This window comes from Enterococcus canintestini, assembly GCF_001885735.1.
GTDB lineage: Bacteria > Bacillota > Bacilli > Lactobacillales > Enterococcaceae > Enterococcus_C > Enterococcus_C canintestini.
Map to the genome: position 1 here is coordinate 1 of NZ_JXKG01000010.1, position 24,060 is coordinate 24,060.

A 24,060-nucleotide genomic window follows, 5' to 3' on the forward strand; every position below is an offset into this window, starting at 1 on the left:
CTTTTGAAGGGTGGTTATGATTAGTCAAATCAAATTGGTAAGAAAAAATTCAATTTATAGTTTTGAAAAATAATTTCAAAAAAGTAGCTGTTTTTTTTGCTATTTTTTCCAACTTTAATGTATTTGACAGCATTTGTGCTATAATGTGTTCGTTGAACTACTTTGCTATGGAATTGATAAAAAAGCAGTGCTTCTTGATTACTGCCTTTTCTATAGTGGGAATTTTTCAAGGAGGAAGGAATATGGAACTGAAAAAGTTAGAGGTGCCGACGACTTCTATTACCGAAGTGAAAAAATCTCCAATGGATGTTTTTAATCAGGCCCGAGAAGCGGGAACAGCTGTTTACGTTTTTAATCGTGAAAAAGTAGCAGGTGTGATGCTAACCCAAGAACAATATGAAAATTTATTACAAGAGCTACATAATCGTCCGGAAGTGGCAGAAGATGAGTTACAAACTGCCGATGGATTAGAAGAATTTTTAGGCAAAATGCGTAACGCTTTAATTACAGGTGCCGCAATTTCAGCTAAAAACCTTGATGAACGGATGGTTGCATTAGGCTTTATTACGCGTAAAACTGGATTTGGCGGGGTAGTTGACATGATTTCCGAGCTAAAAGAAAGTGGTAAAATTGTCTACCAATTACGCAAAAAACATGAAGGTAAAACGATTGTGGCTGAAGTTATTGGTGAACAAGATAGCACTTCTAGTTTGTTTGATAAATTGATCATTAAAAAAATCTATTTGAAAGAATCATAAAAAAACTTCGTGTTCGTAATTTTAAGCGAACACGAAGTTTTTTTATTTGGAGATATGAACTTGTAAGCTAGTTGCCCAAATAATACCCATTACTTGTGGAATTAAATACAGTAAAGATAAAAACAAGACTAAAAAGGCGGGATTAAACGGTTGATAAAAAAAATGCCATTCAGGATGTTGAAATTGTAAAATAACAGAAAATACTGTGGATAGAATATTTCCTGTCAACCATAAAATTAAATGATTGCAAGCTTTAAAATAAAAGCCGACCATAAAAGAAAAGACTAGAGTCATTAAAAAACCTAGAATAGAATGAAAATATGCATCAAGAAGTAATGATAAATAAACAAACGGAATTGCAAAAAACATAACCGGTAGTTTTAAAAATGTTTTTGACATCACGTACCTCCTCGTTTAATATGAATGAGCAGTAATACTTGAGTGTTTCATTCTTTAGTTAAGCTATAATTCATTTTAGGCACTAAAAATGATAAAAACAACGTTATTTAATAGGATTGTTTTAAATTTAATAAAATTCTTATTTATTTCTTTTCTAATTGAAATACAACGTTTTTTATTTTTTGCGATATTAGGGAATAAATAGGGTCGATTTGAAGTGATATAGTGAACTATTACTACTATATCACTAAAAATAAGATTGAATTTTTATTAAGAAAATCAAAAATATCAGAGCTTTTTTAAAAGAATAAATGTTATTTTGTGGGTAAGGAGATAAATGGATGATTGAAGCAGATCAAATTTTGGCTAAGATGAAAAACCAAAAAATTAATTATGATTATGTGTTACGAAAAATGATTACTACTTGGGAAACTGAAGAAAAACGACCACGGATTTTAATTCATAGCTGTTGTGCGCCTTGTAGTACTTATACATTGGAGTTTCTAACGCAATATGCCGATGTGACTATTTATTTTGCTAATTCCAATATTCATCCCAAAAGTGAGTATGAACGTCGTTTGTTTGTGCAAAAGAAATTTGTGCAAGATTTCAATGAAAAAACGGGAGCTAACGTCGGTTTTATTGCCGCGGATTATAAACCCAATGAGTTCTTAGCCATTATCAAAGAAAATCATTTGCAAAACGAACCAGAAGGCGGCAAAAGATGTACGGCTTGTTTTCAAATGCGCCTGGATTTAGTCGCAGAAGAAGCATTAAAAAGAGGATACGATTACTTTGGGAGTGCATTGACCATTTCACCGAAAAAAAATGCGCAATTAATTAATCAAATCGGGATGGATATTCAAAAAATCTATAGCGTGAATTACTTGCCGAGTGACTTTAAAAAAAATAAAGGCTATGAACGGTCAATCCAGATGTGTAAAGAATACGATGTCTATCGCCAGTGTTATTGTGGCTGTGTTTTTGCCGCTAAACAACAAGGCGTAGATTTAAAAGCGGTTAATAAAGAAGCTAAAGCATTTTTGGCAGAGAATACTGAGTTAGTAAACTAAGAATAATATAGCATCTTTACGTGATAAGTAAGAAGTAGTTTTAATAATCAGACGCTAGCTTACTTTTTAAAACTATTTTATTCTGATTAAAACAGTAAGGAAATGAAAATTTCTTTGCTGTTTTTTTTCATTTTGTGGTAGGATAAAACATAAAAAAGTAAGCGGACAAAAAAATTTTAAAAGGAGTGGTGTAGATGGATTTAACACAACGCTTTAATAATCAAGTCTATCAAATTGCAGTATCTTTAATTCGCCAATTTGATGAAAAAGTTTCGGGAATTGAAGGAATACTAAAATTGACTTTAGGAGAGCCAGACTTTAATACGCCACATCATATTAAAGAAGCAGGAAAAGATGCGATTGAACAAAATTATAGTCATTATACTGGCATGTCTGGTTTGGCGGATGTAAGAGAAGCCGCTGCGCTTTTTTTAAAACAAAAATATCATCTTACCTACGACTATACTAATGAAGTTTTGGTAACCATTGGTGCCACAGAAGCAATTTCGGCATCGTTATTAGCGATTTTAAATCCTGGTGATAAAGTTTTACTACCAGCGCCCATCTACCCTGGGTATGAACCGGTAATTACTTTAGCTGCTGCACAACCAATTTATATGGATACTACTGCTGATGACTTTGTTTTAACGCCAGCAGTCTTAGAAAAACATTTGTTAGAATACGGGGATGCAGTTAAAGCGGTAATTTTAAATTATCCAAGTAATCCGACTGGTGTGACCTATTCAAAAGAACAAGTCAAAGCGTTAGCGGCTGTTTTAAAAAAATATCCTGTCTTTGTAATTAGCGATGAAATTTATAGTGAGCTTTCTTATGATGAAGAACATGTTTCCATTGCCGAATTTTTACGGGAACAAACGATTTTAATCAATGGATTATCAAAATCTCATGCCATGACAGGGTGGCGCGTAGGTTTTATTTTTGCACCAGAAGCCTTAACAAAAGAAATTATTAAAGTCCATCAGTATTTAGTAACCGCAGCTTCCACTATTTCTCAAAAAGCAGCTGTACGAGCTTTAATTGAAGGAATTGATGACGGCTTAATTATGAAAGAAGAATATCGCGGACGCCGCGATTTCTTATATGAAAAAATGACAAACTTTGGGTTTAAAGTAGCAAAACCAGCCGGAGCATTTTACCTTTTTGCCAAAATTCCCGACCATTTAGAACAAGATTCGATGAAGTTTTGTGTCGATTTGGCTCAAAAAGCCAAATTAGCGGTGATTCCAGGTATCGCCTTTGGTAAAGAGGCAGAAGGATATATCCGCTTAAGTTATGCGGCAAGTATGGAGCAATTAGAAGAAGCGGTCAGCCGTCTTAATCAATATCTTTTGCAAGCATAAAAAAATAGATGGTACTCTCTTAGTTTTCAATTAGTAAAACAAAGACTAAGAGAGCGCCATCTTTTGTCTTTATTGCGACGAAAAAAATTAGGTGTTATTAGCTGACCTTTTTAGCAAAACGACGGGTTGCCCAATATTCCAAATCGTTTAGTAGAGCACTGATTTTTTGTAAGATTTCTTCTGTCAGCTCCTGTGGCACTGTATGGTTTGATAAAAAGCGATTAGGATAATCTTGTTCGGTAGCCAAAAAAGATGTGACAAAAGCATTGAGTTCAGCTTTTAAATCAACACTTGTGTCTTCACCGGAATAATGGCGCCAAAAATCTACAGCATAGCCATAATTGGGTAATTCGTAATCTTGGTTTAAGTAGCAAACAGGGTAATTTTCAACTAATAGCACCAACTGATTGTAATACTCGGCAATTTCAAAGTGGTGGACACAAAAGTTTTCAAAGCGCGTATTTTTTAAGTGCATCAGTTCTTTTAAAATCGGTGAACACTCTCTTTGTTGTTGTTGCAAAGCCATTGCTTTTTTCTCCGCCCAGACTGACAAATCACCTAAAAGAGGAGCAAGTAAAGAGAAACGGTATTGTGCGCCTTGCTGAATGTCTTTGACCACTGCATCATAATTTTTTAAAAGATAACTATTTTTTAAAAAGAAAGCTTCTACATGCCGCTTTATGAAATCTTCTTCATCAACTGGGGCAAATTGTTCCCAAAGTGTACTAGCATAGCCCATGATATAGCGGTTTCCTACACCTTCATCGGTCTGTAAATAGGTAAATTTGGGGGTAGTTGCTATGACGGAGCCATTTTTACGATCTTTCATGTAATAGATCGTAAAATCTACTTCTTCGCCATCAAAATATTTTGTTACTTTTTCTTGAAAGCTGATAAAGTCCATTTGTTCTAATAAGCGGGTCGTTTGCTCTTTGCTTAGTAAGATTGTCATCACCTACTTTTTGTAATAGTTGTTATCTCATCTTAAATTAATTATAATTTAATTATAGCTGGGAATATAAAAGATGTAAACTGCGGTAAAATAAAAAAAAGCAGTGAACAAAGGCCTATATTAGGAGGGAAAGCTTATGAAATATGCGTTAACAGAATTTTTTCGTCGTTATCGGCAAGGAATTATTTTCTTTGAACAATTACTTTTTATCCCCGCTATGGTAATGATGTTGGCAACAGGACTGCAATATTTTGTTCGTTTTTTTATTGGCTTTCTTGGTGTCGGTCTGCTTTATACGGTTATTCATTTCTTTAGCTCTAAAAAGCAAAACCGTGAAGAACGATTGTATGCTTTACTCCATCCTAATCATGATCAACGGGAAACAGTTTTATTGATAGTCCTTACAGCTTTTTTACTTTATGCTTTTATTGTTTTTAATTTTAGACCATAAAAAAACGGGACGATGACAATTTCTTGTCGTCGTCCCTTTTTAAAATATTCAAAAATTCTAATTTAGTCTAAAGACTTTTATTTGTTTAAGTAATTGAATAAACCACCGATAGTTTTATCGTCTAAGTCAATTTCTTTACCATCTAGTAATACTTTTGTTACTTGGTAGTTATCTTGTAGATCGGGTACTTCTTTATATTGCGCACCGACAAAGTCACTTGCTTTATCATATTTTTTTACTTCTTCTTGTGAACCGGCAATGCTGTAATGAATTTCTAACATAATAATCAATTCCTTTCTAATTGGAACATAATTGTCTTACTGAGTTAAGTATAGTCCTTTTTTTTAATTTAGGGGTGAAATAAGCTCATACTTTTGGCTTTACGTAATCTTTACACAGCTTGATAGAATCTTTACATGCTACTTAAAGTAAGTTTACAAAACGTGTGTAAACTAAAGTTGTACCTAAAGAAAAAGGAGTGACAATTTTGAAAAAAGTTTATTTAGTAGTAACTGCAGCAGTTGTAACGCTTTTACTAGCGGCCTGTGGAAATGGTGGCAAAAAAGCTGAGAGTGCAAGTAATGAAAAAGACAGTGGTGTAAAAATTACGGCAGTAGGATCAACGGCGCTACAACCGCTAGTGGATGCAGCTAAGGAAAGTTTTGAAAGTGAAAATAAGACGTATCAAATTACCGTTCAAGGCGGTGGTAGTGGTACTGGTTTAAGTCAAGTATCTGCTGGTGCGGTAACAATTGGAAATTCAGATGTTTTTGCTGAAGAAAAAGAAGGCGTCAACGCAAAAGATTTAGTTGATCATAAAGTCGCCGTTGTCGGAATGGCACCGGTGGTGAATAAAGAAGTAGGGATAAAAAATATCTCCAAAGAGCAACTTATTGCTATTTTTACAGGTAAAGTAACCAATTGGAAAGAAGTTGGTGGTAAAGATGAGAAAATTGCGGTCATCAACCGAGCTTCTGGTAGTGGCACACGAGCAACGTTTGAAAAATGGGGACTAGATGGCGCGACAGCTATTCAATCCCAAGAACAAGATTCTTCAGGGACTGTCAAAAAAATTGTCGCTCAAACACCTGGTGCCATCAGTTACTTGGCGCTATCTTATATCGATGAAAGCTTGCAGGAACTTTCCCTTGATAATGTAGCTCCAACTGCTGAAAATATTGCTACTAATAAATGGCCTATTTGGTCTTATGAACATATGTACACAAAAGGTGAACCAGATAAAAACGTTAAAAAGTTTTTGGATTATCTTCTAGCTGATGAAATTCAAAATGGACCAGTTAAAGAATTAGGTTATTTACCAATTACTAGTATGAAAATTGAGCGGACAGTTGACGGCAAAGTTACGCCAATTAAATAGCACTTGAAAATTCCCCAAGTAAGAGCAAAACCCCGTAGTAAGCGTTAATTTACTACGGGGTTTTTTATGTTTTAGTAGTTAGAGGACAGGTAAAATGACAGTAAAAGTCGAGCCTACACCGGGGTGGCTTTGTACTTCAATTTTACCCCCTAGTTTTTCAATCGATTCTTTTACAATGGCTAATCCTAAGCCAGTGCCGCCAGATTGACGATCGCGGGCTTTATCAACGCGATAAAAACGTTCAAAGATGCGCTGTTGGTCATCGCTATCAATACCAAACCCTTCATCGGCAACCGTTAAAGTTAAAACGTCGGTTACGGCGTAAGTGATAGTGATTTTTTTACCTTCTGGCGAATATTTAATTGCATTTTCAATTAAATTTTTTGCGATTGGATAAAAAAGCGCAACTTTAGTTGACCAAGTCAAATCAGGATCACCATTGATAGTTAAGGTTAAGTCCTTTGCTTTTCGTTGCGTCGCATAATTTTCTGCGATTTGATTTAATAACTCATAAAGGAAGACAGGTTGAACTGGATCATCCAAAGCTTGTTGTCCTTTTGAAAGTTGAATGATATCTTGGATCAATGCTTGCAGGCGTTTGGCATCTTTTTCCATAATTTGCAAAAAGGCAGTAGTCGTTTCAGAATCGTCTTTTGCGCCATCTAGTAAAGTCTCCGTAAAACCAATTAGAGAAGTAACGGGCGTCTTTAACTCGTGAGAGACATTACTCACAAAATCTTGTTGCATTTTTTCTAATTGGCGAACTTGGGTCATATCATATGACATGACTAAAATTTGTCGTTGTTCATTGAAAAGACGGGCGTCAATATCTAAAACACGTTCACTTTCACCATGCAAGCGAATTTCTTCATGTAAAAAAGGATTTTTTAAAGAAATGCGATAAACAAGTTGAATCAATTGTGGCTCTTTAATTACTTCTGCAAAATTAACATTTTCAGGTAAGTTTTGAAATAGATTCAATTGTCGCTTCATTTCCGGGTTAATCATTACCAATTTGTTTTCACTGTCGACAATAAAAATACCAATCATTAAATCATTTAAAAGAGTGTGTAGTTGCTGTTCTGTTGCAGAATAGGCGTTGTAAGTGTCAGTCATCTGTTCACTTAATTGATTTAATGCTTGATATAATTCTTCCCATTGTGGTGTAGTTTGCATAATGGTTTCTGTTCGACTGGGATCAGCTACCATTTTTTTTATTGCTGGTAGTAGTGTTTCAAGCGGTCGATTTTTTTGGCGTAAAAAATAAAAGACGACAGCTGTAATTAAGCTGCATAAAATAAGATAGACAGTTAAAATTGAATTTTTTACGTTGCTTGCTTGTACCATAAAAGTATGAGTACTTTCTGCAATTCGTAAGATACCAATTAAATGGTTGTCACTTACAATAGGGAGTGCAACATATAGTAACTCTTTTTTTAAAGTAGCGCTTTTTCGTAAGGCAGTTCCTATTTTTCCGCCGGCTAAGACTGTTTTTACTTCAGGACGATTGGAACGGGTGCCTGAAAGGGTTTGATTAGAAGTGTCAAAAATAATTTCACCGGTGGGAGATAAAAAAGTAACGCGCTCATCCGCATGTTCAATGTAGTGCTGACTTAAACTTTGGAATTTTTTTTCATCATAGTTATCTTCAGCGGCAAGGCGCAAAAGTAAATTACCTTTTTTTTCTAAATAATTTTCCTGCTGGCTTAAGACTTGATGTTCAAAAAAACCACTAATCAGTTGCCAAGCGCTAAAAAAGACTACGAGTAAGAGGAAAAACCAAAGAAAGTATTCCAGTAAACGTCTTTTTTTCATAGTTTTGGTTCCTGAAATTTATAGCCAAAGCCACGCACTGTCAATAGGTAACGAGGCTTTTTGGGATCAACTTCAATTTTTTCACGTAAATGGGAGATATGGACGTCGACAATGCGACTTTGACCGGCAAAGTCAAAATTCCAAATGCGATCTAGTAATGTATCGCGATCAATCACCCGATCTTTTCGTTTCATAAAGTAAACGAGTAACTCAAATTCTTTCGGGGTTAAAAAGATCTTTTGATCGTTAACAGTTACCTCATAATTATCCAAATCAGCTTTAATAGCCCCAATCTGCAAGATTTCCCCTGTCAATTCGTCATCAGCATTTTCAATTTCTGCACTTTTTTGTGTTTCTGCTGGTCGCATCCGTCTAAAGATAGCTTTCATGCGCGCCAACACTTCTCTTGGACTAAAAGGTTTTGTCAAATAATCATCTGCCCCAATTTCCAGTCCCAAAATTCGATCAATTGTGTCATCTTTTGCGGTTAATAATAAAATGGGGGTTTCTTTTTTTTCTTGCCGTAATTTTTTGGTGATTTCAATCCCATCAATACCCGGTAGCATAATATCTAAAATAATAAAATCAAATTCTTTTGTTAAAGCTAATTCTAGCCCTTTGTTACCGTCAGTTGCGGCAGTAACAACATAACCTTCTTTTTCTAAATTAAAAGTCAGTAGCGTAACGATTGAGGGTTCATCGTCTACGATTAACACTTTTTTCATAGTAAACTCCTTTGTGCGGTTTTACCTTTTAAGTAAAATTTTCAGGCATTTTTATTTTAGCATACAAACGCAGTGGGGACTATTTAAGGGGTAGAAATAATGCTATAATAAAGGGCGTTAAATCAATTTTTAGAAAAATTAGTGCCTTCTTTTTAAAAAGAGCAAAACTGAAATTTATTTAAAGACCACGTTAGCAAAGAGATTTATTAAAGGAGAGACCTATGCTGGGAATTAGTGCCTGTTTAGGAGGCATCTTTTGTCGTTATGATGGAAAAACACAAAAAATTACTGAATTAGCCCAATTAGTGGTAGAAAATAAGGCAATCTTAGTTTGTCCTGAAGTTATGGGCGGCTTAAATACTCCAAGAGATCCAGCAGAAATTATTGGAGGCGACGGCTTTGATGTTTGGAACGGAACAGCGCAAGTTTTAACGTGTCGGAAAGTCGATGTAACAGCCGCCTATAAAGCAGGTGCAATAGCAGCATACCAAAAACTAAAAGCAGCAGGGGTCACCCACCTAATCTTAAAAGAGCGGAGTCCATCTTGTGGGAGCAGTCAAATATATGACGGCACCTTTAGCGGAAACAAACAAAGTGGTGTCGGAGTTGCCACCGCCTATTTTATAAATAAAGGTTTAAAAATCTATTCTGAAAATAATTATCACCGATTATTAGCCAAAAAATAAGTTGGAGTTTTTTTGATAGGAGGGATTTTATGGAAATTGAAAAAACGAATCGGATGAACGCGCTATTTGAATTTTATTCTACGCTTTTGACCGAAAAACAAATGAATTACATGGAGTTGTATTATGCGGATGATTTTTCACTTGGGGAAATTGCCGAAGAATTTCAGGTGAGTCGTCAAGCAGTTTATGATAATATAAAACGGACAGAAAAAATTTTGGAAGATTATGAGCGCAAACTACATTTATTTTCCGATTATATAGTTCGTGGCGAAGTTTTAGATCGGGCCGAAAACTATATTAAAGCCCATTATCCAAAAGATGAAGAACTGCCAAAATTATTGCAGGAACTTCAAGAAATTGATGAATAGTTTTTAGTTGAAAGGAACGAAGACAATGGCATTTGAAAATCTAACAGAACGTCTGCAACAAGCCATGAGCAAGTTGCGTAAAAAGGGAAAAATTACCGAGGCTGACGTCACGGAAATGATGCGGGAAATCCGCTTGGCATTACTAGAAGCCGATGTAAACTTAAAAGTAGTAAAAGAATTTGTTAAAAATGTACGTCAAAGAGCGGTGGGAACGGAAGTCTTAGATAGTTTATCGCCAGCCCAACAAATCGTTAAGATCGTTGATGAAGAATTGACCAAGACTTTGGGAAGTGAAACAGCGACTTTAAATAAATCGCCTAAAATCCCAACTGTTATTATGATGGTTGGTTTACAAGGTGCCGGTAAAACGACATTTGCGGGTAAATTAGCTAATCATTTGATGAAGACGGAAAAAGCACGCCCGTTGATGATTGCTGGTGACGTTTATCGACCAGCAGCGATTGATCAATTAAAAGTTTTAGGCCAACAATTAAATGTACCTGTTTTTGATATGGGGACAGATGTTAGCCCAGTTGAAATTGTACGGCAAGGGATGGCATTAGCACGGGAAAAGAAAAATGATTATGTTTTAATCGATACGGCAGGTCGTCTGCATATTGATGAAAAGCTAATGGATGAGTTAAAACAGATCAAAGAAATTGCCCAACCAAATGAAATTCTTTTAGTTGTCGATGCTATGACGGGTCAAGATGCAGTGACGGTAGCAGACAGTTTTAACCAACAACTCGGCATTACTGGGGTCGTAATTACTAAATTAGATGGGGATACGCGTGGTGGTGCAGCACTATCTATTCGCCAAGTAACAGGTGCTCCAATTAAATTTACTGGTACTGGGGAAAAATTGACCGATTTAGAAGTTTTCCATCCTGATCGTATGGCCAGCCGGATTTTAGGTATGGGGGATATGCTGACGTTAATTGAAAAAGCGCAGCAAGATTACGACGAGAAAAAAGCTGAAGAATTAGCGAAAAAGATGAAGGAAAATACCTTTGACTTTAATGATTTTATTGAACAAATGGATCAAGTCATGGGAATGGGACCACTAGAAGATTTATTAAAGATGATTCCAGGAATGAATCAAGTACCAGGAATTGAAAACGTCAAAGTTGATCCAAAACAAATTGCTCGTCAAAAAGCAATGGTCATGTCGATGACACCAGCAGAACGGGAAAATCCTGATTTATTAAATCCAAGTCGACGTCGACGAATTGCAGCAGGTTCTGGTAATTCAGTCGTTGAAGTTAACCGGATGATTAAACAGTTTAAAGAAGCCCGTAAAATGATGCAGCAGATGACAAAAGGTCAAATGCCAGCTGGGATGGATCAAATGTTTGGTTCTGGTATTAAAGGTAAAATGGGTAAAATGGCCATGAATCGGATGATGAAAAAACAAAAGAAAAAGAAAAAGCGTAAATAAGACGCAGCGCTACGTAAAAAATTAATAAAAAACCCGAATAATATATACAGCTTTTCTTATCAAAATGATGAGTAAAAGAGCAAAGATTTTGCTTGTATATAGTCTATTCGGGTTTTTATTGGCGCTAAATTTTGATAAGAAAAGGAGCAAGCAATGGAAATTGAAACAACGCGTTTGATTTTACGGCCGTGGCGGGCTGGCGAAGAAGCGTTTTTAGCTCAATTTTTACAAGATGAACGTGTGATGTATGCTTATGAGGGAGCTTTTTCAGCTGAAGAAGTAAAAAATTGGTTGCAGTGGAATTTGCGTTTATACCAAGAAAAAGGTTACGGCCTTTTAGCTATCGTGCGTAAAGGTGATAATAAAATCATTGGTGAATGCGGTCTAACCGATCAAATAGTGCAAGATGAAACATATTCGGAAATTGGTTATCATTTAATTTATGATGCTTGGAAAAATGGCTATGCTATAGAGGCTGCTAAGGCGGTAAAAGAATATGCGCTTATGCAGTTAGGTGCAAAAGAAGTTGTGTCAATAGTAAGAGACACTAATTTGGCCTCCATGAATGTAGCCATTCGTAATGGTATGTTGGTAAAAAGACGATTTATCAAAAATTATCGCAATGTGGTTATGCCTCACTACTTATTTTCTACCTGTACATCTACAATAAGCCAGAAGTAAAAGGTTTGGCGCCTTTTACTTCTGGCTTATTTTGCTAAAAACTTTTATAAAAAATGATCGCCAGTTTGTTACGAAAGATATAATTCCATGAGTTAAAATGTTCCACTTTTTAACTCAATTAGTTTTTGGCTTGGAGTGTGAGTAATTGTTTCATCGTCAATAAAACCCCGTTTTCATCATTACTGCGACAAATATAGTTGGCAGCCGCTTTTGTTTGTTCAAAAGCATTGCGCATAGCAAAGCTAAATGAACCAGCTTGCATCAATTCTAAATCGTTATGGCCATCACCAAAAACCATCGTTTCTTGTGGTGTGACGTTTAAAATTTGTTGTAATTGTGTTACGGTGTGGCGTTTATGTACGCCAAAATTAGTAATATCAATCCATGCGGCTTCAGAAGCGACAATGTGAGCTAGTTTTTTGAATTCAACTAGTTGTGGTGCGATTTTATAGCTTCTTAATTTGTCATCGTAAACTGTAATTTTTACAAAGTCGGCTGTGATGTTATGATAGTCAGCGGTTTTTTCTACGATTTCATAAGAACCGCGCACCATTCTTTCGTTTTCAGCAGATGTGTTTTCATGAATAATAGCTGCTTGTTTTGTGCAAGCAATAATCGTTAGATCATTATGAATCGCTTGTAGTTTACGGATGATTTCTTTACCTAATTTGTTTGGTAATAAAGATTCATAGATATATTTGTCTTTATGCTTAATTCGAGTAGCGCTATCGCCTAAAATCCACAAATCTTTTGTTCCGACGTTTTGAAATAAAGCTTCTACGCGTTCACATTGTTTACCAGTACAAGGGGCAAAGGCCACGTTTTGTTGGTGCATATATTGGCGAACTTCTTGATACAATTTTTCGTCAAATGTACTTTGACTGTTCAAAAAGGTACCATCTAAATCGCTGATAATTAGTTTAATCATTGTTTCCTCCTGTAATCGTTTTTTTTAGTATAACAAGAAATGCTTTCAAAAAATAAAACGTCACAGCAGATTCCATGACGTTTTACAATTTGTAATTCAAATTTTTAGTTTTTTGTAAATTTTATTACGAAAAATCATTTATTTTTAAGTTGTGCTTTTTAGCACGATAAATCTCCCACTTCGTTTTGATAGCAGAAAAGAAAACTAAAACAAAAAGAAGAATTCCTATTATCGTAATCGTAATGAAGGTACTTAAAATTGTTTGTGTAAAAGAGACTGCTTCCTGGCTGTCTTTTAAGATAAAGTAAAGTTGCCACGTATTTGTAAAGGCGTTTATTATAATAAAACTCGTAAACACCCACATCAAGCCCCAAATCGGCCAGCGCGAATCTTGGTGTAAGAGATAATCGCCATCATTTTCTAACGAAAGAGTACGATATTTACGGGCAGTCCAGCCTAAAAATAAAAAGATCAGCACAAGAAAAATTGGTATCATCCACCAATAACCACCAGTTTTTCCTATGGTGTAAATAAATAGATTCTCTGGATTAAATGAAAACGGATCAGCATTTTGGCGATTAAAGAGATTTAAAAAACTATTCCAAGCAGGGGGTAAAAAGCTAGCAAAAAAGACAAATCCTACCCAAGTTAATGGTCCCAAAATCAAATTACCGACCATTGATCCAATGAACATACTACATGTAAATAAAAGCACATTTAAGGTAAAGCTAGTTACCACCGAATGGAGTAACTGCCCCCAAGTTACATTTAAATATGGAGCGGGAATGCCTAGTTTTAAATAGCAAATATAAAAAAGTTGGCTAAAGAGTAAACTACCTAGAATTGGGAGCGCTACGTAAATTAATTTTTGAGTAAAAAGTTGGCTGCGTTTTTGTGGTAATGCAAATAAGAAACGATTAAAAGCTGTCTTTTCATCAATAAAGAAGATCAGAAACCCTGCTAATCCGACTAACAATAAGCTTAATAAAGCATATCCTTGTCCAGTCATGCCATAATAAACAGTCTTGGGGTTATAGTTTTGATGTTCTTTATTTGAATTTTGTTGGGCTTGGTAGGAATCACGATAAAAATAAAGTTGATCTGCAATATAATCTTGCCGAGAAGCGTAAGGAGTATCTTGATTTTTCTCACTATTCCAATAAGTAAACGCTTCTGAGTGCTTTTCATATTCCGCTTTAAATTCTTGTGAATGAAGATAATTGTTTTGAGAATGCCAATTTGAAACCGCGCTAAAAGCATTCAAAAAGTAAATACCAAAAATTATTAGCGCAAAGGCGATGAGTGCTTTGCCATATCGTTTTAAATAGATTGTTTTTAACATAAGTAAACTCCTTTTCTAAGCTAGCAACTGCTCGTTTTTTAAGTTTGCTTCAAAAAGATCTTCCAATGATAATGGCAGTTCTTCAAAAACTAAAGGATCATAGCTTTTAATGAGCGCTGCTAATTCAGCGGTATAATTTTCAAATACCGCCACAATAACTCTACCTTGGATAGTAATAAGTTTTGAATTCTCTTTAATAAACGGTGGTACTTGTTTGGTACGAAAAACCAATTGAAGTTTGCGGGCGTTTTTTCGCATGTTTTCTAACGTATAGTCTTTGGTTATTGTCTGTCCTTTTAATAATAAGGCTCGATCAATTAGTCCTTCTAATTCTTGTAAATTATGGGATGCAATGAGGGCACAACGATTATTTGCTGCCAAATGAGTTAATAAAAGCCCGATGACTTTTTTACGGATAATGATATCTAAACCATCAAAAGGTTCATCTAGTAATAAATATTTGGCATTTGAAGCAATCGCTAAAATCATTTGATATAACCCTTGGATACCTTTAGAAGCTTTGCGATAAAGCATTTTAGGATTGAGTCCATGTTCTTTTAATAGCTGTAAATACAAATCTTGATCAAATTTTGGGTAAGCGGTACGATAAAATTCATTAATCGCTTGCAGGGAATAGTATTTTAAAAAATTATCCAATTCATCAATATAAAAAATTTCAGTTTTTAATTGACTATTTCGAGCAATATTTTGTCCGTTAATCGTAATCTCACCTGCATCTGGTAGATAATTGCCAGCAATCGTGCGGAATAAAGTCGTCTTACCAGAACCATTACGCCCGATTAAGCCGATAATTTCATTTTCATTCAAACTAAAATCAATATCTGTTAAGACAGTTTTCGTTCCAATCATTTTTGTTAGTTGTCTAATTTTCATTTTAAATTTTCTCCTTTAAATTGAGGATCTTTCAGCCAGCTAATTAGTTCAGCTTCTGAAACTTGTAGTTGTAACGCTTCGATGACGAGTTCTTGGAAGTGTTGTTTTAGCTGGCTAATGCGCATTTCATCGCGGGGAATATTTTCCTGACTTTTAACAAATGTGCCTTTACCTTTCACTGTAATCAAAACATTTTCAGTTTCTAAAACTTTATAGGCCTTACTAATCGTATTGGGGTTCATTAAAAGATCTTTGGCTAATTCACGGACAGAGGGTAAGCGATCCCCAGGTTGTAATAAACCAGTCACAACCTGATGCTTAATAGTTAAAATCAATTGCTCGTAATAAGGCTTGCTACTGTTTTTATCAATGGTAAACATGAGGCGCTCCTTTCTAGTGATAATTTTTATTTAAAACAATCTTGTGTCTATGTGTACTAATATACGCAGTACACTTTGAAAATGCAATAGGTTTTTGGCTAAAAAATTTAACGAACAACTTTTAAAGCGTAAATACAGCTAAGCAGATTACAAATAAATTTTATTTGTATATTTTATTATTGAATTCGAAAAGAATTTATTTTCTGATAAAATAAAAAGAAATGATTATTAAAGGAGAAAAGGATGAAGCGATGTGATTGGGCAAAATCTGGCAATGCTGCGATGAAAGATTATCATGATACCGTCTGGGGAGTACCGGAATATCGGGATGACTATTTATTTCGTAAATTAATTTTAGATATCAATCAAGCGGGATTAAGCTGGCAGACAATTTTAAATAAAAGTGAGGCTTTCGATGAAGCGTATGATAATTTTGTGATCGAAAAGGTCGCCGCTTTTGATGATAAAAAAGTGGCAGAATTAATGAACAATGCAGGTATTATAAGAAATCGACGCAAAATTGAGGCAGCCATTCAAAATGCAAAATGTGTTTTAGCTATCCAACAAGAGTGGGGGAGTTTTGCTAATTACTTATGGCATTTTGTGGCAGGAAAACCAGTTGTTTCAGGTTTTAAAACAGCAATAGAAGTTCCAGCGACCACTGCATTATCTGATGAAATCACAAAAGATTTAAAAAAACGGGGATTCAAATTTGTTGGTAGCACCATTATTTATGCTTTTTTACAAGCAATCGGAATTGTAAATGATCATTTGACCACCTGTTTTCGTTATGAAGAGATTATAGAAAAAACTATGGATAAGAAAAGTTGAATAGATGAATAGAATAGCCTTGTTTACTTGTAAAAATTAGGCTATTAGTCTTAAGCAGGGTGAAAATAGGCTAGCTTGTCTAATAAAAAATACCAAAACGACAATAAAGTCGTTTTGGTATTTTTAATCATCAATTAAGCTGTTAATTTATTGAAAAATGTTACATATTTGTCAACGATTAATTGGAAGAATTTCGCTGTGTCTTCCACGATAGTGCCATCTTCTTTAACTAAATTATGAATGCCGCCGATATATGCTTCTGGTTGTTGCAAGGTAGGCATATCTAAAAAGACTAATGATTGACGTAAATGATGATTAGCACCAAAACCGCCAATACCACCAGGAGAAGCAGTTACAACAAGTGCTGGTTTACCACCCCAAACACTTGAACCCATTGGACGTGAACCAACATCTAAAGCATTTTTTAGTGCCGCTGGGACAGAACGATTATATTCAGGTGAGAAGAAGAAGACACCATCTACACCTGCAACTTCGGAACGAAATCTTTTCCAAGCTGCGGGCATATTATCATTTTCTAAATCTTCATTGTAAAATGGTAAATCGGCAATCTCAATGAATTTGGCCTCAAAACCAGCTGGTAATAGTTTTGCAAATTCTTTAGCGACCGCTAAGTTGTATGAGTCTTTACGTAAACTCCCGACGATAAAACCAATAGTTTTCATAAATACAATTCCTCCTAAAATTTTATGAGTTACTAACTTTTGTTACCATAATCATAACAAGAAAAGTAGGCAGAAAACAAAAGATACGTCTTGTTAAAAAACGAGCGATATTTTTTTACTTGAAATACTGATTATTGCTCACAAAATTAAGCGTTAAAAAAAATTATTTTACCTGTAAAGAAAAAACTCTTTACACCAAAGAAAAAACCTGTTAAACTACCTCTTGTGATTAAATTATATGGAGGTGGAATTGTAATGGCAGTAAAAATCCGTTTAAAACGTATGGGTTCTAAAAAGAAACCTTTTTATCGTATCGTAGTAGCAGACTCTCGTTCTCCTCGTGATGGACGTTTCATCGAAACTGTAGGTACTTACAATCCTTTGATTGACCCTGCAGAAGTAACAATCAAAGAAGATTTAGTTCTTGATTGGTTGCAAAAAGGTGCACAACCTTCTGATACTGTTCGTAACATCCTTTCAAAACAAGGCGTTATGAAAAAACACCACGAAGCAAAATATACGAAATAAGGTGACTGATGATGACTGATTTAACTGATTTAGTCTTGACGATTGTTCGTCCGTTAGTTACTCAGCCTGATCTTGTGAAACTTGATGTTGAAGAGTCAGCTGACTTTTATGAATATAATTTGAGCGTGGCACCAGAAGATATCGGTCGTATCATCGGCAAACAAGGTCGGGTCGCAAAAGCAATCCGTACCATTGTCTATGGTGTACGAACGGAAGGTACCAAAAAAATCCGACTAAACATATTAGACGGGAAATAAACAAAGATTAAGGCAGTTCCTTTTAGGAACTGCCTTTTTTCATACTTCAGACGGAGGAAAAAATTACTTTTTTAGGCGATAATAAAAGAAAAAGAGGAGGAAAAAACGATGACAGAATGGCTTGTAATTTTAGCAATTATTATTATTTTGTTTATTATTTTTAAACTGGGTTCTTTTTTATGGCGCTTTTTAGGCTTAGCAATGGCTATCTTTTTAGTGTGGGTCTTTAAAGATGATATTAGCAATTGGTTTAACCAAGCGGTAACACAAATTAATGCCAATGGTATTGAATCTGTCTTAAACAGTGGTGTCGACTTTGTGAAAGAATCGTTTACTAGCATCAGTAATTGGGTTTCTAATCAAATTGGCTAGTAAGATAAGTCGTATTAATTGTCAACTGACTTCAAATTGAGTACGCTTAATTTTAATCAATAAATCTTTTTTTATTGACGTAAAAAGATGAAATTTTAAGTCTTAAATTTGGAGGGTTAAAATGAAAAAGATAATCATAATGAGTGTATTACTTTTAACTTTAGCTGGTTGCGGACAAAAAGCAGCCGAGACAAAAGACACAGATCAAGCACAAACGACAGTTACAACAACTGCCAAAAATACTAATACGCAGTCGACTAGCAGTAGTACAAGTACAAAAAATAGTACAAACACAAAGCAAACAGATGCTTTGGCTGAATTAAAAAAGGAAAATCCCGAGGCATTACTACCCACTGATATTCCACGGGATGAAAATCGTGCTTTAAATATTGCAATGGATAAACAAAGTGACAGCTTAGCAGTGTTGTACTACATTATGGATACTCCATTAGTGTTAAATGATCAAAGTTTAAACCAACAAACGCCTTTTGCTCGCTATAAAATGGAGCAATTTGACACAAAAGCCGCGGCTAAAAAAGCTGTTTCGTATCAATTTGATGACGGGGGCAAAAAAGTTGATTTAGGTCATAATATTACCGCTTATAGTCAAGGTGCCGCTGGTTCAACTTATTTAAATTGGCAAGAAGGTAACTGGTCAATTTTAGTGCGGGCTAGTAATGTAGCCGGTCAAGACGGAACTGCATTAGCAAAAGAAGTTGTCAATTATCTAGAAAAAGCAACTTTGCCAGCGCCAAAAGACGTAGGTCAAATTACAATTGATATGGCCCAAAACGGTTATGAAGCCAATCAGGTGGTTTGGCAAGAAGGTAAAACTGTTTATACTGTGGCCCATGAAGATACTATTCCAGCTCTAGAAATGGCTGTTTCGATGAACAAATAGCTGATTTGTCTTACTTTTAAAATTAATTCTTCCCCAATAAAATTATCTGCTTAGCTGTTTAGAAGCTGGCAAAGATGATTTTGTTTGGGGATTTTTTTGTTTTTTACTAATTGTTTAATTATTAGATGTAATCGCGATAGAAAAATATGGAAATGTTATAATAAAAGTATCGTTACCAAAATGATTTGTCCAATTGTTAGAAAAGTAGGTTGGTTTATGCAGTTATATCGTAATTTAAATTTATTAGAAGATGAAAAAATTATAAAAAAATTGAATATTGCTTCACTAATAGTGATGGCGGTTTGCTACGTTCTTTTATTATTACCACCTATCAGTCAGCTCCCCTTTAAAAGTATATTTTTTTTAGTTGAATTTTGTGCTATTGTCATTAGCCTTGTATTAGTGGTAATCCTTCATGAGGGCATACATGGTATCTTTTTCAAGATTTTTAATCGTAACGGAAAAGTAAAATTTGGCTTTAAAAACCAAATGGTATACGCCACTAGTCCGGGATCTTTGTATCGAAAATGGCAGTTCTTTTTAATTAGTATTGCCCCCTTTGTCATTTTGACGACATTGTTACTTATTGTCATGCGGGTATGGCCATATACTTGGCTACGTTTATTAATTGCGGCTCATAGTGGTGCTTGCGTCGGCGATTTTTATTGGTGCTATTTATTATTAACGACGCCTAAAAATTTATTAGTAGAAGATACTGAAGTAGGATTGAACCTCTACAAAGTAGGCTAGCAGAAAACTCTGAGGCATGATAAAATGAATCAGAAATTTTACTTGAGATAATAAGGGAAAAGAGGCTATAAAATGGAATATTTAAATGTTGGAAAAATTGTCAACACCCATGGCATTCGTGGGGAAGTGCGGGTCATTTCGCAAACAGATTTTCCCGATGAGCGCTATCAAAAAGGAGAAAAACTATTTTTATTTCGTGAAGGGATGCCACCGCTAGAATTGACTGTAGCGGGTCACCGTCGCCATAAAAACTTTGATTTGTTAACTTTTGAAGGTTATCCTAACATCAATGATGTTGAAAAATTTCGCGATGGTATTTTAAAAGTTGCTAAAGACAATCTTGCCCAACTGGCTGAAGATGAATATTATTATCATCAAATTATTGGCTTAATTGTTGTTGATGAAGATGACAAAGAAATTGGTAAGATAAAAGAAATTTTATCTCCGGGGGCAAATGATGTCTGGGTGGTGCAACGAAAGGGTAAAAAAGATGCTTTAATTCCTTACATTGCCTCAGTTGTAAAAGAGATTGATTTAGCAAATGGTATCGTAAAAGTAGAATTGCCAGAAGGGTTGATTGACGATGAGGATTGATGTATTGACTCTGTTTCCCCGCATGTTTGAAGGACCAATGGGAGAATCAATTATCGGCAAAGCACGAGATAAAGAGTTGTTAGAAATTAATGTTGCTAATTTTCGTGATTTTGCTAATAACAAGCATAAAACGGTCGATGATTATCCGTATGGTGGGGGCGCTGGGATGCTTTTAAAAGTGCAGCCGATTTATGATAATTTAAAAGCAATTGAAGAAGCAACTCCGAACGTAAAAAAAAGAGTCATTTTATTAGACCCTGCCGGTAAGAAATTTGACCAAAAAGTTGCCGAAGAGTTTGCCAAAGAAGAGCATCTGATTTTTATTTGTGGGCATTATGAGGGCTATGACGAACGGATTCGTAGTCTTGTCACCGATGAAGTTTCTTTAGGAGATTACGTTTTAACCGGTGGAGAACTTGGTGCGATGGTGATGATTGACGCTACTGTGCGCCTTTTACCAGATGTTTTAGGCAATGAAACTTCAGCAAAAACAGATTCTCATTCAACTGGTTTACTAGAACATCCGCAATATACCCGTCCAGCAGAATTTGCGGGGATGAAAGTGCCAGAAGTTTTAATGAATGGCAATCATAAATTAATTGAAGCTTGGCAATTGAAAGAATCCTTAAGACGGACTTATTTACGTCGTCCGGATATGCTGGCTTCTTATCCTCTAACTAAAGAAATGGAAAAAATGCTGGCAGAAATTAAACAAGAAGAGCAATCTGTGAAATCGTAATTTTTTTTATAACTAATAGCCATACTTATCTACTTTGTCTGTTTGTACAGTTGCGGTAGTTAAGTACATGGCTTTTTTTGTTTTAGCTCGGGTTGAATGTAAAATTGTTCAATTGCGATTTTTTAATGGTGTTTAGATTTCATAAAAAACTTTTCTCTTGGTACAATTAAAAGAGAAACTGTTGTTAAAGGAGGGCTTCTTATCGTCAAAAGTGGGACATTAACCAATGAAGAGCTTTATGAAAAGATTTCTACTGGTGTCAATATCAAAAAAGAAAATTTTGTTATTTTAGTTTGTGCTATTTTTATTGTTTCAATTGGCTTAAATATAAACTCGCAACCAATTTTAATTGGGGCTATGTTAATCTCGCCATTGATGGCACCAGTCCAAGGTCTAGGTATGGGGTTGGGCGTTTTTGATAGTCATTTAACGATTCGCGCGCTACGTTTATTAGTATTAGAAGCGCTTTTTGCAGTCGTAAGTGCCTTGCTTTATTTTTGGTTATCACCGCTAACTTATGCAAGTAGTGAAATTTTAGCACGGACAGAACCGACAATTTGGGATGCAATCATTGCTATTTTAGGTGGCACGGCAGGAATGATCGGTGCCAGACAAAAAGAAGCGAATAATATTGTACCCGGTGTAGCCATTGCGACAGCTCTGATGCCACCACTATGTGTGATGGGCTATGCGATTTATACCCAAGATTTGGGGATGTTTTTTGGATCGGGATATTTATTTTTAGTCAATGTTGCTTTTATTACGATTACAACATTTCTGGTGGTGCGGGTACTACATTTAAACTATCGAATAGCAGTTGATAATAAAATGGAAAAGCGGCGGCATTATCTTATGGTTGCAGTAGCTGTTTTAATTGCAATTCCCAGTTTTATTTCAGCGGGAAATTTGATCCAAACAGAAATGTCGCAACAACGGGCAAAAGGATTTGTTAATAATGCGATGGCTGATTATTATGTTTTAAATCAAAATATTGATGAAAACAAACAAATTTTAACTTTGGACTTATTAGGAAGAAAGCCCGATGACACTGAATTAGAGCAGTTGAATCAAAAACTAAACGACTATCATCTGGGAGATTATCAATTAGTTATTAATCAAGTAGCCAATAACGAGACAATCAATATGCAAGATATCGATCACTATATTGATCAAAAAATACAAAACCAACAGCTACCTAATCGCGTAACGACGAAGCCCAGTCAGTCTTTATCAGATACTATGGATGAGATGAAACGGCAATTATTCTTAGATTATTCCACTCAAATAAAAAAAGTTAGTAGTGACACGCATACTACAAACGATAATGAAACAGGAAAAATAACCGTTACTTTAGCGCCAGATGTAACCAAACAACAACAAGAGCAAATAAGACAATCATTAGAAAAACTAATTTCTGAAACTGATTATGACATTAGTAGTGAACTAAAAAAATGAATTTGACAAGAATTTCTTCTTTACATCTCGTTTTGATATATGGTAGTATGTTTGAGTGAGTGTTTCACTCAACTATTACGATAATCCGCTGAGGTGACGCACCTTAAGATTGTTTGGAAATAAGGAGAATGATAAAAATGAATCCATTGATTCAAGAACTAACTCAAGAACAATTACGTACTGACATTCCTGCTTTTCGTCCTGGTGACACAGTTCGCGTTCATGCGAAAGTTGTCGAAGGTACAAGAGAACGTATCCAGTTATTTGAAGGTGTTGTTATCAAACGCCGCGGTGCTGGTATCAGCGAAACTTACACTGTTCGTAAAGTATCAAACGGTGTTGGTGTTGAACGTACTTTCCCATTACACACACCACGTGTTGCTAAAATTGAAGTCGTTCGCTACGGTAAAGTTCGTCGTGCAAAATTGTACTACTTACGCGCTTTACACGGCAAAGCTGCTCGTATCAAAGAAATCCGTCGTTAATAATAACTTATCGAATGGTAAAAGAACCCTTAACTGTAAAGGGTTCTTTTTTTGTTGTCGTTATTATTTAGGAGAAATGAGATGAAAAAAACTAGCTATAAAACAGCAAGGGGCAAAAAAGGGGCAGGCTATTACAATTTTTCCAAATCTGTTTTTAGTTTTTCTTTCGCTTTTTCGTTACATACAGATAGATTCGTTGTGTGATTTTGCTATTTTAAATGTTTACGTCTTTGAAATGTTTTACAAATTTCTTGGTAAATATGTAGTACTCATCAACCCTCAAAAAATCATATCGGACATTTTGAATTAGATAAATCAGTTCAACTACTACTTTAACCCCAGTATTTACTTTCAAATAACAGCAATAAAATTCACAAGATAAAAACTTGTTATAAAATATTTTTTACAATAAAGAAATACTAGATTAATGTGGAATAAATACACATATTTTCAGTATTGTATAATATTTTTATTTATAAGTGGTTGACAAGCTGTTTTTCGTTTGTTATTCTTTCAACGGAAAATAAAATATGATTTGTTAGGTGAGGCTCCTATACAAACACAGGCTACTGCCCAAAAATGTCGAGAGACGCCAATGGGTAGAACAGGAATTGTCGAATACAAGGCTCTTCTTAAGGTAGCTAAGATGTTTATCTTTACGTTGTATAGTGCCAAAACTCAACGATTAGATCAACGTCTATTTGTCATGTGTTTTGATAATTATGGTACGGCTTTTCGTGGAGTTTACTGCGAAAAGCCGTTTTTTTGTTGGTCTGATTGTGATTTTCCAATAAAGCGAAAGGAGAAAAAAAAGATGTTGCTTTAAATTTACATTT

29 protein-coding genes and 1 riboswitch are annotated in these 24,060 nt (G+C 35.1%); of the genes, 19 read left to right on the forward strand and 10 right to left on the reverse strand.

The genetic code is table 11. From position 1 onward, the window contains the following. Nucleotides 1-242: 242 nt before the first annotated feature. Complete coding sequence (locus tag RU96_RS07105; RefSeq protein WP_071864848.1) at nucleotides 243-758, forward strand: prevent-host-death protein; 516 nt, start codon at nucleotides 243-245, stop codon at nucleotides 756-758. 42 nt (nucleotides 759-800) lie between these two features. Here the strand turns inward: RU96_RS07105 and RU96_RS07110 are convergent, their stop codons facing one another. Beyond that, nucleotides 801-1,157, reverse strand: coding sequence for a hypothetical protein (locus tag RU96_RS07110; RefSeq protein ID WP_071864849.1), 357 nt, complete (start codon nucleotides 1,155-1,157; stop codon nucleotides 801-803). 341 nt (nucleotides 1,158-1,498) lie between these two features. On the opposite strand from RU96_RS07110, the gene RU96_RS07115 reads away from it, so the two are divergent. Together RU96_RS07115 and RU96_RS07120 are read left to right on the forward strand one after the other, a co-directional pair. Further along, complete coding sequence (locus RU96_RS07115) at nucleotides 1,499-2,230, forward strand: epoxyqueuosine reductase QueH (RefSeq protein WP_071864850.1); 732 nt, start codon at nucleotides 1,499-1,501, stop codon at nucleotides 2,228-2,230. Nucleotides 2,231-2,424: 194 nt separating this feature from the next. Beyond that, nucleotides 2,425-3,591: a pyridoxal phosphate-dependent aminotransferase gene (locus tag RU96_RS07120; RefSeq protein ID WP_071864851.1), complete on the forward strand. Its 1,167-nt coding sequence runs from the start codon at nucleotides 2,425-2,427 to the stop codon at nucleotides 3,589-3,591. A gap of 97 nt (nucleotides 3,592-3,688) precedes the next feature. On the opposite strand, the gene RU96_RS07125 is transcribed toward RU96_RS07120, so the two are convergent. Continuing rightward, nucleotides 3,689-4,543 (reverse strand): hypothetical protein, encoded by an 855-nt coding sequence (locus RU96_RS07125; protein ID WP_249024160.1) that lies wholly within the window; start codon nucleotides 4,541-4,543, stop codon nucleotides 3,689-3,691. A gap of 136 nt (nucleotides 4,544-4,679) precedes the next feature. Between RU96_RS07125 and RU96_RS07130 the strand changes: the two genes are divergently transcribed. Continuing rightward, nucleotides 4,680-4,994: a hypothetical protein gene (locus RU96_RS07130; protein WP_071864852.1), complete on the forward strand. Its 315-nt coding sequence runs from the start codon at nucleotides 4,680-4,682 to the stop codon at nucleotides 4,992-4,994. 77 nt (nucleotides 4,995-5,071) lie between these two features. Here the strand turns inward: RU96_RS07130 and RU96_RS07135 are convergent, their stop codons facing one another. After that, nucleotides 5,072-5,275 (reverse strand): DUF4649 family protein, encoded by a 204-nt coding sequence (locus RU96_RS07135; protein ID WP_180708224.1) that lies wholly within the window; start codon nucleotides 5,273-5,275, stop codon nucleotides 5,072-5,074. A 206-nt stretch (nucleotides 5,276-5,481) separates the two neighbouring features. Between RU96_RS07135 and RU96_RS07140 the strand changes: the two genes are divergently transcribed. After that, nucleotides 5,482-6,372: a phosphate ABC transporter substrate-binding protein PstS family protein gene (locus RU96_RS07140; RefSeq protein ID WP_071864853.1), complete on the forward strand. Its 891-nt coding sequence runs from the start codon at nucleotides 5,482-5,484 to the stop codon at nucleotides 6,370-6,372. A gap of 78 nt (nucleotides 6,373-6,450) precedes the next feature. Here RU96_RS07140 and RU96_RS07145 read toward each other — a convergent pair whose 3' ends face one another. Then, complete coding sequence (locus tag RU96_RS07145) at nucleotides 6,451-8,187, reverse strand: sensor histidine kinase (RefSeq protein ID WP_071864854.1); 1,737 nt, start codon at nucleotides 8,185-8,187, stop codon at nucleotides 6,451-6,453. Beyond that, entirely contained in the window at nucleotides 8,184-8,912 is a 729-nt protein-coding gene (locus RU96_RS07150) for a response regulator transcription factor (RefSeq protein WP_071864855.1), read from the reverse strand. The genes RU96_RS07145 and RU96_RS07150 overlap by 4 nt, the downstream gene beginning before the upstream one ends. A 221-nt stretch (nucleotides 8,913-9,133) precedes the next feature. Here RU96_RS07150 and RU96_RS07155 point away from each other — a divergent pair, with 221 nt between their 5' ends. From RU96_RS07155 to RU96_RS07170, 4 genes are all read left to right on the forward strand, one after another. Next, nucleotides 9,134-9,598: a 2-thiouracil desulfurase family protein gene (locus RU96_RS07155; RefSeq protein ID WP_071864856.1), complete on the forward strand. Its 465-nt coding sequence runs from the start codon at nucleotides 9,134-9,136 to the stop codon at nucleotides 9,596-9,598. Between the two features lie 29 nt (nucleotides 9,599-9,627). After that, the gene (locus RU96_RS07160; RefSeq protein ID WP_071864857.1) at nucleotides 9,628-9,966 is read left to right on the forward strand and encodes a putative DNA-binding protein; all 339 of its coding nucleotides are present in this window, start codon (nucleotides 9,628-9,630) and stop codon (nucleotides 9,964-9,966) included. Between the two features lie 25 nt (nucleotides 9,967-9,991). After that, complete coding sequence (ffh, locus tag RU96_RS07165; RefSeq protein WP_071864858.1) at nucleotides 9,992-11,404, forward strand: signal recognition particle protein; 1,413 nt, start codon at nucleotides 9,992-9,994, stop codon at nucleotides 11,402-11,404. Between the two features lie 153 nt (nucleotides 11,405-11,557). Then, a complete protein-coding gene (locus tag RU96_RS07170; protein WP_071864859.1) occupies nucleotides 11,558-12,085 on the forward strand; it encodes a GNAT family N-acetyltransferase in 528 nt (175 codons plus the stop codon). Nucleotides 12,086-12,203: 118 nt separating this feature from the next. Here the strand turns inward: RU96_RS07170 and RU96_RS07175 are convergent, their stop codons facing one another. From RU96_RS07175 to RU96_RS07190, 4 genes are all read right to left on the reverse strand, one after another. Beyond that, the gene (locus RU96_RS07175; RefSeq protein ID WP_071864860.1) at nucleotides 12,204-13,013 is read right to left on the reverse strand and encodes an HAD family hydrolase; all 810 of its coding nucleotides are present in this window, start codon (nucleotides 13,011-13,013) and stop codon (nucleotides 12,204-12,206) included. 124 nt (nucleotides 13,014-13,137) lie between these two features. Then, nucleotides 13,138-14,355 (reverse strand): ABC-2 family transporter permease, encoded by a 1,218-nt coding sequence (locus RU96_RS07180; protein ID WP_071864861.1) that lies wholly within the window; start codon nucleotides 14,353-14,355, stop codon nucleotides 13,138-13,140. A 15-nt stretch (nucleotides 14,356-14,370) separates the two neighbouring features. Next, nucleotides 14,371-15,249 (reverse strand): ATP-binding cassette domain-containing protein, encoded by an 879-nt coding sequence (locus RU96_RS07185; RefSeq protein ID WP_071864862.1) that lies wholly within the window; start codon nucleotides 15,247-15,249, stop codon nucleotides 14,371-14,373. Then, nucleotides 15,246-15,629: a GntR family transcriptional regulator gene (locus RU96_RS07190; RefSeq protein WP_071864863.1), complete on the reverse strand. Its 384-nt coding sequence runs from the start codon at nucleotides 15,627-15,629 to the stop codon at nucleotides 15,246-15,248. Before RU96_RS07190 ends, RU96_RS07185 begins: the two co-directional genes overlap by 4 nt. 243 nt (nucleotides 15,630-15,872) lie before the next feature. Between RU96_RS07190 and RU96_RS07195 the strand changes: the two genes are divergently transcribed. Continuing rightward, on the forward strand, nucleotides 15,873-16,460 hold the full coding sequence (locus RU96_RS07195; protein ID WP_071864864.1) for a DNA-3-methyladenine glycosylase I: 588 nt from the start codon (nucleotides 15,873-15,875) through the stop codon (nucleotides 16,458-16,460). 134 nt (nucleotides 16,461-16,594) lie between these two features. Here RU96_RS07195 and RU96_RS07200 read toward each other — a convergent pair whose 3' ends face one another. Next, nucleotides 16,595-17,143 (reverse strand): NADPH-dependent FMN reductase, encoded by a 549-nt coding sequence (locus tag RU96_RS07200; RefSeq protein WP_071864865.1) that lies wholly within the window; start codon nucleotides 17,141-17,143, stop codon nucleotides 16,595-16,597. A 255-nt stretch (nucleotides 17,144-17,398) separates the two neighbouring features. On the opposite strand from RU96_RS07200, the gene rpsP reads away from it, so the two are divergent. The 9 genes from rpsP to rplS all read left to right on the forward strand — a co-directional run bounded on the left by rpsP (nucleotide 17,399) and on the right by rplS (nucleotide 23,224). After that, nucleotides 17,399-17,671: a 30S ribosomal protein S16 gene (rpsP, locus tag RU96_RS07205; protein ID WP_016171544.1), complete on the forward strand. Its 273-nt coding sequence runs from the start codon at nucleotides 17,399-17,401 to the stop codon at nucleotides 17,669-17,671. Nucleotides 17,672-17,682: 11 nt separating this feature from the next. Continuing rightward, nucleotides 17,683-17,928 (forward strand): KH domain-containing protein, encoded by a 246-nt coding sequence (locus tag RU96_RS07210; protein WP_034864609.1) that lies wholly within the window; start codon nucleotides 17,683-17,685, stop codon nucleotides 17,926-17,928. A 108-nt stretch (nucleotides 17,929-18,036) separates the two neighbouring features. Then, on the forward strand, nucleotides 18,037-18,300 hold the full coding sequence (locus tag RU96_RS07215) for a hypothetical protein (RefSeq protein WP_071864866.1): 264 nt from the start codon (nucleotides 18,037-18,039) through the stop codon (nucleotides 18,298-18,300). Nucleotides 18,301-18,421: 121 nt separating this feature from the next. Beyond that, nucleotides 18,422-19,201, forward strand: a complete 780-nt coding sequence (locus tag RU96_RS07220; protein WP_071864867.1) for a hypothetical protein — start codon at nucleotides 18,422-18,424, stop codon at nucleotides 19,199-19,201. 216 nt (nucleotides 19,202-19,417) lie between these two features. Next, entirely contained in the window at nucleotides 19,418-19,951 is a 534-nt protein-coding gene (locus RU96_RS07225) for a DUF3267 domain-containing protein (RefSeq protein WP_071864868.1), read from the forward strand. A 72-nt stretch (nucleotides 19,952-20,023) separates the two neighbouring features. Further along, nucleotides 20,024-20,545 carry a ribosome maturation factor RimM gene (gene rimM / locus RU96_RS07230; protein WP_071864869.1) on the forward strand — a complete coding sequence of 174 codons (522 nt, stop codon included), beginning with the start codon at nucleotides 20,024-20,026 and terminating at the stop codon, nucleotides 20,543-20,545. After that, entirely contained in the window at nucleotides 20,535-21,284 is a 750-nt protein-coding gene (trmD, locus tag RU96_RS07235; protein WP_071864870.1) for a tRNA (guanosine(37)-N1)-methyltransferase TrmD, read from the forward strand. Before rimM ends, trmD begins: the two co-directional genes overlap by 11 nt. Before the next feature lie 264 nt (nucleotides 21,285-21,548). After that, on the forward strand, nucleotides 21,549-22,739 hold the full coding sequence (locus RU96_RS07240) for a TIGR00341 family protein (protein WP_249024161.1): 1,191 nt from the start codon (nucleotides 21,549-21,551) through the stop codon (nucleotides 22,737-22,739). Nucleotides 22,740-22,876: 137 nt separating this feature from the next. Then, the gene (gene rplS / locus RU96_RS07245; RefSeq protein ID WP_071864872.1) at nucleotides 22,877-23,224 is read left to right on the forward strand and encodes a 50S ribosomal protein L19; all 348 of its coding nucleotides are present in this window, start codon (nucleotides 22,877-22,879) and stop codon (nucleotides 23,222-23,224) included. 527 nt (nucleotides 23,225-23,751) lie between these two features. Continuing rightward, nucleotides 23,752-23,921: riboswitch (M-box (ykoK) riboswitch) on the forward strand. Nucleotides 23,922-24,060: the final 139 nt, after the last annotated feature.